13 protein-coding genes are annotated in these 15333 nt (G+C 72.9%); 1 reads left to right on the top strand and 12 read right to left on the bottom strand.

The annotated features are described in order from the left end of the window. The first annotated feature begins 123 nt into the window (after positions 1 to 123). Positions 124 to 954: a diacylglycerol kinase family protein gene (locus ACZ68P_RS09635; RefSeq protein WP_471004569.1), complete on the top strand. Its 831-nt coding sequence runs from the start codon at positions 124 to 126 to the stop codon at positions 952 to 954. Between the two features lie 73 nt (positions 955 to 1027). On the opposite strand, the gene ACZ68P_RS09630 is transcribed toward ACZ68P_RS09635, so the two are convergent. The 12 genes from ACZ68P_RS09630 to fbaA form a co-directional block, all read right to left on the bottom strand. Beyond that, the gene (locus ACZ68P_RS09630) at positions 1028 to 2215 is read right to left on the bottom strand and encodes a cytochrome P450 (RefSeq protein WP_471004567.1); all 1188 of its coding nucleotides are present in this window, start codon (positions 2213 to 2215) and stop codon (positions 1028 to 1030) included. Positions 2216 to 2224: 9 nt separating this feature from the next. Next, positions 2225 to 2884, bottom strand: coding sequence for a response regulator (locus ACZ68P_RS09625; RefSeq protein ID WP_471004565.1), 660 nt, complete (start codon positions 2882 to 2884; stop codon positions 2225 to 2227). After that, positions 2881 to 4230: a sensor histidine kinase gene (locus tag ACZ68P_RS09620; protein ID WP_471004564.1), complete on the bottom strand. Its 1350-nt coding sequence runs from the start codon at positions 4228 to 4230 to the stop codon at positions 2881 to 2883. Before ACZ68P_RS09620 ends, ACZ68P_RS09625 begins: the two co-directional genes overlap by 4 nt. A gap of 57 nt (positions 4231 to 4287) precedes the next feature. Then, positions 4288 to 5157, bottom strand: a complete 870-nt coding sequence (locus tag ACZ68P_RS09615) for an alpha/beta hydrolase (RefSeq protein WP_471004562.1) — start codon at positions 5155 to 5157, stop codon at positions 4288 to 4290. Between the two features lie 103 nt (positions 5158 to 5260). Then, positions 5261 to 6547 carry a kynureninase gene (gene kynU, locus ACZ68P_RS09610; RefSeq protein WP_471004560.1) on the bottom strand — a complete coding sequence of 429 codons (1287 nt, stop codon included), beginning with the start codon at positions 6545 to 6547 and terminating at the stop codon, positions 5261 to 5263. Further along, positions 6540 to 7388, bottom strand: coding sequence for a tryptophan 2,3-dioxygenase family protein (locus ACZ68P_RS09605; protein WP_471004558.1), 849 nt, complete (start codon positions 7386 to 7388; stop codon positions 6540 to 6542). Before ACZ68P_RS09605 ends, kynU begins: the two co-directional genes overlap by 8 nt. Positions 7389 to 7497: 109 nt before the next feature. Beyond that, positions 7498 to 8304 (bottom strand): DUF3152 domain-containing protein, encoded by an 807-nt coding sequence (locus ACZ68P_RS09600; RefSeq protein ID WP_471004556.1) that lies wholly within the window; start codon positions 8302 to 8304, stop codon positions 7498 to 7500. Between the two features lie 504 nt (positions 8305 to 8808). After that, positions 8809 to 9222 (bottom strand): DUF3151 domain-containing protein, encoded by a 414-nt coding sequence (locus ACZ68P_RS09595; RefSeq protein WP_365712940.1) that lies wholly within the window; start codon positions 9220 to 9222, stop codon positions 8809 to 8811. A 159-nt stretch (positions 9223 to 9381) separates the two neighbouring features. Continuing rightward, the gene (locus ACZ68P_RS09590; protein ID WP_471004554.1) at positions 9382 to 10836 is read right to left on the bottom strand and encodes an MFS transporter; all 1455 of its coding nucleotides are present in this window, start codon (positions 10834 to 10836) and stop codon (positions 9382 to 9384) included. Positions 10837 to 10908: 72 nt separating this feature from the next. Then, positions 10909 to 12858 carry an Ig-like domain repeat protein gene (locus ACZ68P_RS09585; protein WP_471004552.1) on the bottom strand — a complete coding sequence of 650 codons (1950 nt, stop codon included), beginning with the start codon at positions 12856 to 12858 and terminating at the stop codon, positions 10909 to 10911. A 142-nt stretch (positions 12859 to 13000) separates the two neighbouring features. After that, complete coding sequence (locus tag ACZ68P_RS09580) at positions 13001 to 14161, bottom strand: MalY/PatB family protein (protein ID WP_471004550.1); 1161 nt, start codon at positions 14159 to 14161, stop codon at positions 13001 to 13003. A 73-nt stretch (positions 14162 to 14234) separates the two neighbouring features. Beyond that, a complete protein-coding gene (fbaA, locus tag ACZ68P_RS09575; RefSeq protein WP_471004548.1) occupies positions 14235 to 15257 on the bottom strand; it encodes a class II fructose-bisphosphate aldolase in 1023 nt (340 codons plus the stop codon). Positions 15258 to 15333: the final 76 nt, after the last annotated feature.

The following is a 15333-nucleotide window of genomic DNA, read 5'->3' as shown; positions in this document are numbered from 1 at the left end:
GCGGGGCATGTCAAGGTCAGCGGGCGTCCGCCGCCTCACCGGTGTGCCCCGGAATAGACGAAGCCCCTGGCGCAATAGCGCAAGGGGCTCTTGCACAAAGATGCTACCCGAGGAAGGACCGAGGTGTCGGCTCACGACCAGCTGCTGGTGGTCATCGACCCGGTCGCCCGCCGAAGTGACGGCGAGTCCGTACGGATCGCGAAAGATGTCCTGTGTGCGGGAGCGGAAGCGAAGATCTGCCTCCCGAACAGCCCGGAAGAGTTCTCCCGGGCCCTGGCGCGGCGGGGGTCGCGCCGCCCCGTGGTGGTCGGCGACGACCGCACCCTGCTACGCACGGTGACCCTGCTGCACCGGGAGCGTGAGCTCGCGCACGGGGAGCTCTCGTTCGTTCCGATCGGTGCTCCGGGTTCCCTCGAAGTGACGCATGCCCTCGGCGTGCCGCAGAGCGCGGTGGCGGCGGCCCGCGCGGTCCTGGACGGGGCGGTACGCCGCCTGGACCTCCTGGTGGACGACAGTGACGGGGTCGTCCTGGGCGATCTGCGCGTCCCGGCGGTGCCGGGCGACGTCCTGGGCCTCGCCCCGCCGACCGTCTGGGGCACCTGCCGCTCGCTGGTCCGCACCCTGGTGCGGCCCTCTCCCGCCCATCCGGCGGTCCGCACGTACCGGCTCCGGGTGGAGGCGGACGGCGTCCTGCTCAGCGACGTGAACGCGCCGGTGGAGGGGGTGACGGTCCGCTCCCTGGGCGGGATGGCCGACGTCACGGTGCTTCTCCCGTCCGCGCCGTCGTTCCACACCACCGCGCACGTCCTCACGGTGTCCGGCCCGGACTTCCGCTACCAGGCCGACTCCGTGGTGGCGGGCCCCGTGCGCCGCCGGACCTGGACGGTCCTGCCGGGGGCTTGGGGCCTGACGCTGCCGAAGGAGGCGAGGAAGCCGCAGGACGCGAGGAGCTAGGGAGTCCGGGCCGGGTGGCTCGACGGATGCCGCGCCGCCCCGGCATCCGCCGAGGCTCCGTACCCCCGGGCCGTCACACCTCCACGAGCAGCTCGTCGAAGCCGCGGATCACGAAACCCGGCTTCCACGTCGGCTCCGCGGCGAGGCGCAGCCCCGGCGCCCGGCGCAGCAGCTCGCCGAAGATCGCCGTCAGTTCGAGCCGGGCCAGCGGGGCGCCCAGGCAGTAGTGGATGCCCGCGCCGAAGGTGATGTGCGGATTGTCGGCGCGGGAGAGGTCCAGGACGTCCGCCGTCGGGCCGAAGCGGGCGGGGTCGCGGTTGGCCGAGCCGAAGAGGAGGGCGACCTCCGAGCCGCGCGGGATCACCTGGCCGCCGATCTCGATGTCGTCGAGGACCCAGCGCTCGAACATCTGGAGCGGGGTGTCGTACCGCAGAAGTTCTTCCACAGCTGTGGACAACTTTCCGGGTTCCGGACGGGCGTCCTGCCGGAGAAGCGTCCACCAGCCGTTGACCGTGGTGTTCACCGTCGCCTCGTGGCCGGCGTTCAGGAGCAGGACGCAGGTGGAGATCATCTCCTGTTCCGTCAGCTCCTCCACGCCGATGAGCGCGGAGATCAGATCGCCACCCGGGGTCTTCCGCCGCCGGGCGATCAGCTCCCGCAGATAGTCCGAGAACTCGATCGACGCCCGTACCGCCCGCTGCGCCGTCTCCGGGGACGGGTTCAGCTCGAACATCCCGCAGATGTCGGCCGACCAGGGCCGGAGCCGGTTCCGCTCCTCGTCCTCCTCCGGGATCCCCAGCATCTCGGCGATCACGGCGACGGGCAGCGGCTCGGCCACCTCGGCGAGCAGGTCCCCGCCGCCCCGGGAGACGAGGCCCCCGACCAGATCCCCGGCGAGCCGCCCCACCATCGGCGCCAGGTTCTCCACCGTCCGCGGCGTGAACGCCTTCGAGACGAGCCGCCGGATCCGCGTGTGGTCCCCACCCTCCAGGTCGAGGAGCCCTTGGTCGTTGAGGGTGTGGAAGGGCTCGTGCGCGGCCGGCGGCGCCTCGCGGCCGAACTCCTCATGGGTGAAGCGGTGGGTGTAGGTGCGGCCGAGCCGCCGGTCCCGCAGCAGCGCCGACACGTCCGCGTGGTGCGGGATCAGCCACTGCCGGGTCGGCGCGAACCAGTGCGCGCGGCCACGGGCCCGCAGCTCGGCGTACGCGGGATAGGGATCGGCGACGAACTCGGGCGACCACGGGTCGAAGGCAACGTCCATGGCCGGACGCTACCCGCCCACCCGCACCAGCCTCGCCTCGTACGCGAAGACCGCCGCCTGCGTCCGGTCCCGCAGACCCAGCTTCACCAGGATCCGGCTCACATGCGTCTTGATCGTCGACTCGGCCACCACCAGGTGGTCCGCGATCTCCGCGTTGGAGAGCCCCTGCGCGATCAGCACCAGGACCTCCGTCTCCCGCTCGGTCAACTCCCCCACCTGCGACAACGCCGGCTGCCTGGGTGATTCGACCGCCTTCGCGAACTCGGTGATCAGCCGTTTGGTGACCGTCGGCGCCAGCAGCGCCTCCCCCGCGGCCACCACCCGTACCCCGTCCGCGAGCTGCCGCGCCGACGCGTCCTTCAGCAGGAAGCCCGAGGCCCCGGCGCGCAGCGCCTGGTAGACGTACTCGTCGAGATCGAAGGTCGTCAGGACCAGCACCTTGGCGTCGGCGTCCGCGGCCACGATCTCGCGGGTCGCCTCGATGCCGTTCATCTCCGGCATCCGGATGTCCATGAGGACCACGTCCGGGCGCAGCGCCGCGACCTGCGCGACCGCCTCGCGGCCGTTGACGGCCTCGCCGACGACCTCGATGTCCGGCATCGCGCCGAGCAGCACCGAGAAGCCCTCGCGGACCATCATCTGGTCGTCGACGATCAGTACACGGATCACTGCTCGGCCTCCTCGCGCGCCACCGGGACGAACGCCGTGACCTCGTAGCCACCGTCCTCGGTGGGCTCGGCCGTCATCTCGCCGTTCAGCATGGTGACACGTTCCCGCATGCCGGTGATCCCGTGGCCCGCCCCGGGGGAGGGCTTGGAGACGCCGCGCCCGGGTCCGTTGACGATCCGCAGCCCGAGACCGCCCAGAACGTAGCTGACCTCGACCTTCGCCCCGGCGCCCGGCGCGTGCCGCAGCACGTTGCTCAGCGCCTCCTGGACGATCCGGTACGCGGAGAGCTCGACCCCCTGGGGCAGCTCGCGGACGGCGCCGGTCACCGTCTTCTCCACGTCGAGCCCGGCGTCGCGCACGTTGGCCACCAGCCCGTCCAGGTCCGCGAGGGTGGGCTGCGGGGCGTCGGGGGCCTCGTAGTCCTCCGCCCGTACGACCCCGAGGACGCGCCGCAGCTCCGTGAGGGCCGCCACCGCGTTCTCGCGGATCGTGACGAACGCCTGCTCCAGCTCCGGCGGCGGGTTCTCCACCCGGTAGGGTGCCGCCTCCGCCTGGATGGCGACCACCGACATGTGGTGCGCGACCACGTCGTGGAGCTCGCGGGCGATGGTGGTGCGCTCCTCCAGGAGGGTGCGGCGGGAGCGCTCGTGCGCGGTCACGGTCTGCTGGGCGGTGACCTCCTGATCGGCCTGCCGGCGGACCTGGACGACGGTGACGACGAGCAGCGCGAGCGCGGCGACGAAGAGGAGCGGCGCAGCGTCGGTGGTGTCACCGCCCATCCCCAGGAAGAACTCGGCGAAGACCGCGTATCCGCAGGTCATCAGCCACATCCAGGCGGCGGTACGGGGCCGGGTGCGGGCGGCGACCACCGTCATGACGATGACGTGCGCGGCGAACATGTTCGGCGACCAGGGCCAGCCGTCCCCGAAGCCGCCGACGAACCCCAGGAACGGGGTGGCGGCCAGCGACGCCCAGAAGGCGAGCACCGGGCGGACGAGGGTCATCAGCACGATCAGCGCGGGCCCGAAGGCGTAGATCGCCATCAGCGGAGGCGCCGAGCCCTCGGCGGCGGCGGCGCCGATCAGGAAGACGAGGAAGGCCCAGCCGGCGACCACCGCGTGCGGGGTCCATCCCGCTCGGGCGCGTATCCGGTCCGGCAGCCGTCTCGCGATCCGCCCGTCCAGTGCCGCCATCGGCAGCGGGCGGTAGGCGAAGGCGTTGCGGAAGAGGTCCTTGCGCAGCCCTCCGAGCGCGCCCTGGGCCAGGCGGAACTCGGGGCTGCGGCTCTGTTCACGGGTCTGGGTCACGTCGTCCACGGTAGGCGGGCCGGGGGGCGCGGTCGTCACCAGGAATATGGATCCTTCCGCCTCCCCCCTGAGTACTACCGGGGACGACGCCGAGGGTCAGAACGCGAGCTGGGCGATCTCCTCCGCCACCACCGCGCACGCGTCCGCCGCCGGGTCGATCAGCGGGAAGTGGCCGACGTCCTGCAGGAGGGTGAACCCGACCGTCTCCCCCGCCTTGGCCGCCGCGTCCACGTACGCCTCCGCCACGGCCTGCGGGACGACGACGTCGTCGCGGCCCTGGACGATCGTGGTCGCGATCCCGGTCGGCAGCAGCAGCGCGGGGTCCGCGTACCGGGCCCGTACATCGAACTCGCCGTCTCCGCCCATGAGTTGGGTCACGGCGCCACCGCAGACGGCCAGCTCGACCGCCCGGTCGAAGTGGGCGATGGGGGCCAGGGCGACGACCCCGCGCAGCGAGGGCGGGGCCGGCAGCCGCCAGGGCGAGTCCGCCGGGACGACGTGCCGGGAGGCGGCCCACAGGGCGAGGTGGCCGCCCGCGGAGTGTCCGGTGAGCACGATCCGCCGCGGGTCGGCCTGCGGCAGGTGCTCGGCGGCCAGCCTGGGGACGGCGTCGAGCGCGGCGGCGACGTCGTCGAAGGTCTCCGGCCATCGCCCGGCGACCGGGGTGGTGCCGCCCTGCCGGGGGATGTCGCTGCCGCGCCGGTACTCGACGTTGGCGACGGCGAAGCCGCGGCGGGCCAGGAAGTCCACGAAAGGAGTCAGATGCCACCGGTCGTACGGGGCCCGCCACGCGCCGCCGTGCAGCGCGACGACGAGCGGAGCCCGCTGCCGGCCGTCCCGCGGCGCGTAGAAGTCGACGATCTGGTCGGGGTGTTCGCCGTAGGCGGCGGACGCGTCGGGGGCGACGGCCGGGTGCGAGAAGGCCGATGCCTCTTCGGCTGCGTCGCGCGCGGCGGGGTCCGGCATGCTGCTCCAACCTCTCGGGGACGGGGCCGAATTGGCCTGACCTGCGGGGACCGTACCAGGACCGGGGCCCCCGCAGATCGAGCGATCATCGGACCTTCGGCCCTCAGTCGGAGACCGCCTCCGAGAGGACCCCCGCACCCGCCTTCCCGTGCCCGTCGGCGGGAGCGTCGGCGCGCGCCTCCGGCGAGCCGTGCGGCGGCACGTCCGCCAGGACCTCGGCGAGGACCCGGGCGGCCCGTTCCACGTCCGCGAAGCCGACGTAGAGCGGGGTGAAGCCGAACCGCAGCACGTCCGGGCGGCGCAGGTCGCCGACCACCCCGCGCCGGATCGTCTCGGCCATCACGGCGGGCGCCTCGGCGCAGCGCAGGGCCACCTGGCTGCCGCGCTCACCGTGCTCGGCGGGGGTGAGGGACGCGACCCGGCCCGCCGGCGCGTACTCCCGTACGCACTCCAGGAAGAAGTCCGTCAGGGCGAGCGACTTGGCCCGCACGGCGTCGAGGGAGACGTCCTCCCACACGTCCAGCGCCGCTTCGAGCGCCAGCATGGAGAGGATGTCCGGGGTGCCGACGCGGCCGCGCCGCGCGCCCTCGGCCGGGCGGAAGCCGGACGTCATGCCGAACGGGTCGGCGTGCGAGTTCCAGCCGGGGAGCGGCGAGTCGAAGGCGGCCTGATGGCGTTCGGCGACGTACAGGTAGGCCGGCGAACCGGGCCCGCCGTTGAGGTACTTGTACGTGCAGCCGACCGCCAGGTCGACGCCGTGGGCGTCCAGGCCGACGGGCAGCGCGCCCGCGCTGTGGCAGAGGTCCCAGACGGCGAGCGCGCCCGCCGCGTGGAGCGCCGCCGTGATGCCGGGCAGGTCCTGGAGACGTCCGGTGCGGTAGTCGACGTGGTTGACGAGTGCGCAGCTCGTGCGGGGGCCCACCGCGGCCGGGATGCCGGCCGGGTCGACGGGCACCAGCCGGCGGCCGGTCATCCGGGCCGCCGACTCGGCGATGTACCCGTCGGTGGGGAACGTCGTCGCGTCGACGAGGATCTCGTCCCGGTCGTCGCCGGCCAGCCGGACGGCGCCCACCACGGCCTTGAAGACGTTCACGCTGGTCGAGTCGCCGACGACGACCTGGCCCGGGGCGGCGCCGACGAGCGGGGCGAGCCGGTCGCCGATCCGCTCGGGCGCGGTCCACCAGCCGCTCTCGTCCCAGGACCGGATGCGCAGCTCGCCCCACTCGCGGGTGAGGACGTCCGCCATGCGGGCGGGGACGTGGGCGGGCAGGGCCCCGAGCGAGTTCCCGTCGAGATAGACGACCTCGTCGAGGGCGAACTTCTCGCGCAGCTTGCCGAGATCGTCCTCGGCGTCGCGCCGCAGCGCCTTCTCGCGCAAGGACTCAGACATGGCTGCGGGCCGTCCACAGCTCGGGGAACACGTTCTTCTGGGCCCGCTTCTCCAGCCAGGCCACGCCCGCGGAACCGCCCGTGCCCGTCTTGGACCCCATGGCGCGCCGGGTCGCCACCAGGTGGTCGTTGCGCCAGCGCCAGACCAGTTCGGCGACGTCGCTCAACGCCTCGCCGAGGCGCACGAGTTCGGCGTTCTGGTCGGGATCGGCGTAGATCCCGGCCCAGACCCGCTCGATCTCGGGCGACGCCTCGTACCTCTTCGACAGGTCGCGGCCGAGGACGGCGGCCGGCACGGGCAGCCCGCGCCGGGCCAGCAGCCCGAGCACCTCGTCGTAGAGGCTCGGCTCCTGGATCGCCTTCTCCAGCTCCGCGTGGACCCGGGGCGCGCCGCGGTGCGGCACCAGCATCGACGCCGACTTCTCGCCGAGCAGGAACTCCATCCGGCGGTACATCGCCGACTGGAAGCCGGAACCCTCGCCGAGGGCCCCGCGGTAGGCGTTGAACTGGGCCGGGGTGAGCTGGGCGAGCGGCCGCCAGGAGTGGTTCAGGGCCTCCAGCTCGCGTACGGAGCGCTTCAGCGCGTCCATCGCCACGGGCACGCGGTCCTCGCGCAGCGCGCGGCCGGCGGTCTCCCACTCGTGGACGATGACGGTGAACCACAGCTCCATGACCTGGGTGGTGACCAGGAAGACCATCTCGCCCGGATCGTCGGAGCGCAGGTGCTGGAGGTGGGTGAGGACGTCCGCCTGGACGTAGTCCTCGTACGGCGTCGTGCCCGCGAAGTCGAGGTTCGGGTCATCGACCGAACCGGCTCCAGAGGCATCGGGGAAGGTGGACATTTCTGTCTCCTCGATACGTATTACCGGGTAGCGGTCCGCTCCTTCCGTGTGGCAGTGGAGCCCCGGTCCCCTCGGGTGCGCGAGCTGCGTCGCACGCGTCCCCTCCGCATCATGACACGATCGGACCGCTGATGTAGCTACCGTCTTCGTCATACGGAAACGCGTTCGACTTGCATCCGTGGAGGCCCTTGATCTGCTGCATCATCACGGGCGCGAGCTTCCCCTCGCCGGGGCAGCCCATGTGCGTGCGGATGCCGATCTCGTGGCCGACCTCGTGGTTGATGATCAGGTGGCGGTACGCGGAGGGCGGGCCGGCGAAGGTCGGGGAACCCAGCGTCCAGCGCCGGAGGTTGACCACGACACCGCTCGTGGTCTCGCAGTTCAGCTCGCCGCGGGTGTTGAGGCCGTTGGCGAGGCAGAGCCTGTCGGCGGTGGCCGGGGTGGCGATCCGGATGACGAAGTCGGCGTTCTCGGTGACCAGCTGGAACCGGCCACGGCCATGGGCCGCCCAGCCCTGGGGGTGGGCGAGGATCCGCTCGATCTCGGCGGCGGCCTCACGTGCGGAGAGGGTGATGCCGTCCTCGACCTGGACGCGGTAGCGGCGCAGCGAGCCTCCGGTGCCGACGGGGGCGCCGGAGGCCCGGGCGGTGGTGAAGGTCCCGGCTCCGCTGGTGGGGACCGTCGGCTTTCCGGGCTTCGCCGTCGGCTTCGGCTTGGGCGTGGGTTTCGGGGAGGTCGTCGGCTTGGGCGGGGGCGCCGGCGGCGTGGGGCGGGGCGCGGTGGTCGTGGCCACCGGGTCCGGCGGCGGGGCGGCCGCGGCGCCGGCGCTCCGGTCGTCCCGGAGGTGGGCGAGGGCGGCGCCGCCGCCGAGGGACAGGGCGACCAGGCCGAGCACGAGGAGGAACAGCCGCGCCACGGGGCGCCGTCCGGCCCGGCCGCGCCCTCGGCGGCGGTCCGGTGCTCGTCGCCGTCCAGCGGGTGCGGCCGCGCGCTTGCCCAAGACAGACTTCTCCCCTGCGTGTGCCGGGATGGGGGAGAGGGTGGGGCCTCCGCGCCGGCGGCTCGGTCCAACGGTCCGAAGGATCGTAACCGCCCCTTCGAACGCGCCTCGAACGACCGGCGGACTATGACCGGTTTTGATGGAAGGGGGTCCGGGAGAGGGCGCCGACGGGGGCGGGCCCGGGGCCCGGGGCCCGGCGCCGGGCGGGGCGCGGGGCGGGTCCCGGGGCGGGCGCGGGTCCCGTGGCGCGGGGCGGCTCGCGGGGGTCCGTGGCCGGACCCGGGCCGGTATCCGGCGGGTCCTCCGGCTCGGCGCGGGCGTGCGGCCGGCCGCGCCGCTCGGGTGCGGCGCAGACGCGTCACCCCGGGCGCGCGGTGTCGCTCGCTCGGGGTGGGTGCCGTCTCGTACGGAAGCGCGGGCTCAGCCGAGGGTGTCGGCCGCCGTCTGGGAGGAGTCGCGCAGGAAGGTCGAGCAGCGCTCGTACTCGTCCTTCTCGCCGATGTCGCCCGCCGCCCGCGCCAGCGCGTGCAGGGCCCGCAGGAAGCCGCGGTTCGGCTCGTGCTCCCACGGGACCGGGCCGTGGCCCTTCCAGCCGCTGCGGCGCAGCGCGTCGAGGCCCCGGTGGTACCCGGTACGGGCGTAGGCGTACGACTCGATGACCCGGCCGCCGTCGTAGGCCTCGTCGGCGAGCTGGGCCCAGGCGAGCGAGGAGGTCGGGTACTTCGCGGCGACGTCCGCCGGTGCCGTGCCGCTCGCGAGCAGCTCGCGCGGCTCGGGATCGTCGGGCAGGTGGGTGGGGGGCGGTCCGCCCAGCAGGTTCTCGTGGAGTGCCATGGCCCCAGTCTGCCTCAGCGCCGCCGCTCGGTGGTCGCCGGATTCGCCGCCACCCCCGGCCCAGGACCGCCCCCGGCTCGCCCGGCGATCGACGGATCCCCGCGAACCTCCGACGCCCGCCCGGATCGACGAGCGCCGGACCGCCCCCGCCCGCCCGGCTCAACGGTCGCCGGACCGCCCCCGCTCCCCCGGTTCCAGCGGCGGCGCGGTCACCCCGCAGTGCACCCGGCAGCCCGGATGGCATTCCGCGGCCGCCTTCGGGTTCCGGACCGTCGCCCACGCCAGCACCGCGCCGGCCACCAGCAGCCCCGCGCACATCGGCATCGCCCGCCGGAAGGTCTCCCCGAACTCCTCCGCCGAGCGGTACGCCTCCGGGCCCATGCCCGCCAGCGTCGGCAGCGCCGCCACCGCGAGCAGCCCCGCCGCCCTCGCGGCCGCGTTGTTGATCCCGCTCGCCAGGCCCGCCCGGGAGACGTCCACGGACGACAGGACGGTCGCGGTCAGCGGCGCGACCAGGGCGGTCATCCCGAGGCCCAGCACGAGCAGCGCCGGCAGCACGTCGCTCACGTACGAGGCGTCCTCCCCCACCCGCAGCATCAGCAGCATCCCGGCGGCGCAGAGCAGCGGCCCCACGGTCAGCGGGATCCGCGGTCCGATCCGCTCCCCCAGCTCGCCCGACTTCGCCGACAGCAGCAGCATGAGGACGGTCGTCGGCAGCAGCGCCGTGCCCGCGCCGAGCGCGGTGTACCCCGACACCACCTGGAGCTGGAGCGTGGCCAGGAAGAAGAAGCCGCCGAACGCCGCGTACACGCACAGCGTGACCAGGTTGACGACCGTGAACTGCCGGGACGCGAAGATCGACGGAGGCACCATCGGCTCCTCACGCCGCCGCTCCAGGGCCACGAACCCGGCTCCGACCGCGAGGCCGAGGGCTCCCGCCCACCACGCCTCGGCGATCAGCGCGTAGGTGACGAAGGCGAGCGCCGCCGCACCGAGCACGGCACCGGCGACATCGAAGCGGCCGTGGGCGCTCTCGTCCCTCGATTCGGGGACGTGCCGCAGCGCCACCGGCACGCACAGCAGGGCCAGGGGCACGTTCAGCAGGAAGACCCACCGCCAGCCTGGCCCGTCGACCAGCCAGCCGCCCACGAACGGGCCGACGGCCGCCCCCACGCCGCCGAACCCCGACCACAGCCCGACCGCCCGTGCCCGGTCGTCCTTGTGGAAGCTGGCCTGGATCAGGGCGAGGGAACCGGGGGTGAGCAGCGCGCCGCCGATGCCCTGGAGGGCGCGGGCGGCGATCAGGATCCCGGCGTTCGGGGCGAGCCCGCACAGCAGCGACGCGGCCGCGAACCACACCACCCCGACGACGAACACCTTCCGCCGCCCGTACCGGTCGCCGAGGGCGCCGCCGAGCAGGATCAGGGCGGCGAGCGTCAGCATGTAGGCGTTGACGGTCCACTGGAGGTCGGCCATGTCCGCGCCGAAGTCCTCGCCGATGTGGGGCAGGGCGACGTTGACGACCGTGGAGTCGAGCAACGCCATCCCGGAGCCGAGGACGGTGGTGAGCATGATCCATCGCCCGGTTCGCGAGGCGAGCCTGATGTCCTCCATGCCTGCATGCTGCCCCGAACGCGAAGGCCCCGCCCGCCGGACGGCGGACGGGGCCCGGAACGGCCGGACGGCTCAGCGCGTGAAGTTGAAGTACTTCCACGGGCCGTAGACCGTGGCGTTCACGTTGTCGCCTGCGGCGCCGTCGATGTACGCCGAGCGGACGCGGAAGCTCATGCCGGCCGCCCCGTCGCCGTCGAGCGTCACGTACGACTTGCCGTCGGACGCGAGCCGGAAGTACTCCGAGCCCCCGTCACGCCAGGCACCGGCGTAGTAGTACTGCAGGTCGAGACGGGTGTGGCGGTCCGGGTAGGCGTTGTGCCACGTCGTGATCAGCGCGTCGGCCGACTGGCGGTAGGTCTGGTGCCAGACGTTGCCCAGCTTGGTCCACTTGTAGTGGCGGGAGAGCGCCGTCGTGACGCCGGCCCGGGTGTAGACCCCGGACTTGGCCGAGGCGTACGCGTTGCGCGCGTCGCCCGTGAAGACCGCCGTCACCGTGGTGTCGCGGCTCATCCACATCGTCGCGGACAGCTTGCCCACCGAGTTGACCGTGCCGCGCTTGAGCAGCCGCTTGGGCTCGGGGCCCCACGGGTCGGCCCAGATCTCCACGGTGCGGTTCTTGTACGTCGGGCCGAGGGTGGCCGTGTACGTCACGTTGGTGCCGTAGTTGACCGTGAGGCCGTTCCGGTCCAGCGTCAGCGCCGTCTTGACGTGCGCCACCTTGACGAGGGCCGTCCCGGAGGCCGCGGCGTGCGCGGCGCCTCCGGCGTACGCCACCTTGTAGGTGACGTTCCCGGCCGCGGTCGGGGTGTCGGTGAGCGAGAACGCCCCGCCGGCCGAGAGCGTCGTGGTGCCGAGGGCCTTGCCCTGCGGCGCCTCGACGTCGTACCGGGTCACGGCGACGGTCGTCCCGGCCGGCAGCGGCCGCGTGGCGGTGACCGTGCCGGTCACCGTCAGCGGCTTGGCGCGGGCCGCGGTCGCGGGCGCCTTGACCGTGATGACCGGCAGCGCCTTGGTGGAGTCGTCGTACACGCGCAGGGTGCGCACGCCGTAGCTGTTCTCCGAGACCGCGAACAGCTTGGCGGCGTCGGGAGCCCAGGCCAGGGCGCCCGGCAGCAGGGTGTCGGCGCCGCTGTTGCCGCCGGTGTTCGGGAAGTCGTACTGCCGCACCGGCTTCGCCGTGCCCGGCTCGAAGACGTGGACGTCCGGGTCGTACCAGGAGAACGTGCCGCCCGCGATGCTTCCGTTCGGCGCGATCGCCACGGAGTTCGGGTACGGGTTGCTGGTGTACTGGATCTGCTCGGACAGGTCCGTGGCGGAGAACGCCGGGTGGTGGTACGGCGCGCCGCTGGACGTGATGACCTGCTGCCCGTCCGGCGTGACGTCCAGCTCCTGGAGGCTGCCGTTGACCGACTTGCTCGCCTTCACGGCCGGGACGCCGGTCGAGACGTCGTAGACGGCCAGGGTCGTCGGCGACGAGTCCTTGTCCCCGACGGCCAGCACGTGCGGCGCCGCGGGGTCCGAGCCGAGCAGCAGCGTGGCGCCGCTGGACCACGTACCACCCTCGACCTGGTCGAGGGCGACGACCGGCTCCCCGCCGGTCAGGTCGAGCGAGCCGACCTCGGCCCCGGCGTACGCGAACCAGAGCTTGCCGCCGGCCTGGGCGAGAGCGCCCTGGACGTCGGCGCCCACGGCGTACGACACGGCCTGAGCGGTCTGCGTGTCGACCTCGACGATCGTGTCCTTGCCGGCCACGGCCGCGTAGACGCGGGAGGAGTCGGCGGAGAGCTCCAGGCTCTTCACGCCGGGCAGGTCCACGACGGTCGTCAGGACCGTGCCCGCGTAGTCGGTGACGACCAGCTTGCCGCCGGTCGGGTCACTGATGAAGACCTTCTGGTGGACACCGTCCACCACCATGTCGCCCACGGACGACACCGGCAGGACCTTGCTGCCGTCGGCAGCGGCGGAGCCTGCCGAACCCGCGACGAGCGCCGCGGAGCTGAAGAGAACCGCGAGCGACGTCACGGCGGAAAGAGTGCGCTTGCGCACGATGATGTGACCCCCCAATGGTCCCCGGCCCCGTTACGTCAGGGGCCGGTGAGCGAAGAGTAGATCACCGCGCCGACAGCCCGCCTCCCGGTATCGGGTGAGCGGTTCCCCCGTCCGGTCAGCGGGTCCGCAGCCTGCCCGCCGCTCTCACCAGGGCGTCCACGCCCCGTTCCGCCTTCGCCCGGGGGCAGCCCACGTTGAGCCGGACGAAGCCCGGGGTTCCGTACACCCCGCCCGGCATGATCGCGACCTTCTCCGTCTCGATCAGCTCGCGCTGGAGCGCGCTCTCGTCGATGCCGAGCGGTCGCAGATCGATCCATGCCAGATAGCCGGCCTCCGGCGGCGACCACTGCACCCCCGGCAGCCCGTCGGACAGCCGCCCGGCGAGCATCCGCATGGTGCCGGCCAGATACGCCCGCAGCTCGTCCAGCCAGGGCCCGCCCCGCCGGTACGCGGCGATGTGCGCGGTCAGGGAGAGCACGGCCGGAGAGGCGAGACCCTCGCCGGTCTCCATGCGCCGGATGAACGCCTCGCGCTCGCCGGGGTCGCCGATGATCCCGTACGAGCCGGTCAGCGCGGGGAAGTTGAACGACTTGGTCCCCGACGTCACCACGGCCCACCGCCGGCCGCGCCCCGCCTCGGCGAAGCGCGTCCAGGGCAGATGGCGCCGGCCCTCGGCCACCATGTCCGCGTGGATCTCGTCGCTGACGACCGCGACGCCGTGCCGCTCGGCGAGGGCGGCGAACCGCGCCAGTTCGTCCTCCCGCCACACCCGGCCCGTGGGGTTGTGCGGCGAACAGAGCAGCAGCATCCGGGTGCCGGGCCGGGCCAGCTCCGCCTCCAGCGCCTCCTCGTCACCGATCGGCACACCCCGCAGCTCCCGGCCGAGGCCGGCGACGGCCTTGCGGAAGCCGTCGTACGTGGGGGTGTGCACGGCGACGCCGTCCCCTGGCTCGGTCCACATCCGCAGGAGCTGGGAGAGCTGGTTGAGCACGGAAGGGGCGTAGACCAGCGCCTCCGGGTCGACCTCGGTGTCGTACCGCGTCGCGTACCACTCCCGTACGGCTTCCCGGAACTCCCCGAGACGCCAGTCGGTGTAGCCGAAGACCCCGTGGTCCACCCGCGCGCGCAGCGCGTCGAGGACGGCCGGCGGGGAGGCGAAGTCCATGTCGGAGATGGTGAAGGGCAGCAGCTCGGGGACGCCGAAGCGGTCCGCTATGCCGTCCCACTGGACGGACCAGGTACCGCGCCGGTCCGTCTCCCGGTCGAAATCGAACACCACGCCTCACTTCCGGATACGCCGACGGGCCCGGCACCACTCTCGTGGTGCCGGGCCCGTCGCACAACAGCGGTTACTTCAGCTTCGTACCGGTCGAGCGCAGCGCCGCGCACGCCTCGGTCACGCGCGTGGCCATGCCCGCCTCGGCCAGCTTGCCCCAGGTGCGCGGGTCGTAGGTGGACTTCGTGCCCACCTCGCCGTCGACCTTGAGCACACCGTCGTAGTTCTTCAGCATGTGGTCGGCGACCGGACGCGTGAAGGCGTACTGGGTGTCGGTGTCGAGGTTCATCTTCACGACGCCGTTCTCCAGTGCGGTGGCGATCTCCTCGGCCGTGGAGCCGGAGCCGCCGTGGAAGACGAAGTCGAACGGGGAGGCCTTGCCGAACTTCTCGGCGACGCCCGCCTGGAGGTCCTTCAGCAGCTCGGGGCGGAGCACGACGTTGCCCGGCTTGTAGACGCCGTGGACGTTGCCGAAGGAGGCGGCCAGCAGGTAGCGGCCCTTCTCGCCCAGGCCCAGGGCCTCGGCGGTACGGATGGCGTCCTCGACGGTGGTGTACAGCTCGTCGTTGATCTCGTGGGTGACGCCGTCCTCCTCGCCGCCGGTCGGGGTGATCTCGACCTCAAGGATGATCTTGGCGGCTACGGCCTTGGCCAGCAGCTCCTGGCCGATGGCCAGGTTGTCGGCGAGGGTCTCGGCGGAGCCGTCCCACATGTGCGACTGGAACAGCGGGTTGCGACCGGCCTTGACGCGCTCGGCGGAAATGTCGAGCAGCGGGCGGACATAGCCGTCCAGCTTGTCCTTCGGGCAGTGGTCGGTGTGCAGCGCGACCGTGATGTCGTACTTCGCGGCGACGATGTGCGCGAACTCGGCCAGGGCGACGGCGCCCGTGACCATGTCCTTCTTGTGCTGGCCACCCAGGAACTCGGCGCCGCCGGTCGAAATCTGGATGATGCCGTCGCTCTCGGCCTCCGCGAAGCCGCGCAGCGCAGCGTGCAAGGTCTGGGACGAGGTCACGTTGATGGCCGGGTAGGCGAACTTGCCTGCCTTCGCCCGGTCGAGCATCTCGTTGTAGACCTCGGGGGTTGCGATGGGCATTCGTCCGCTCCTTGTGATGTGCGGTGTGTGCGTGGCGTGCTTGACCCTGACCTGGGGCGACGTCATCGTCGGGGCC

This window comes from Streptomyces sp. NPDC036822, from assembly GCF_055609145.1.
This window is presented reverse-complemented; position numbering and strand designations above follow the sequence as displayed.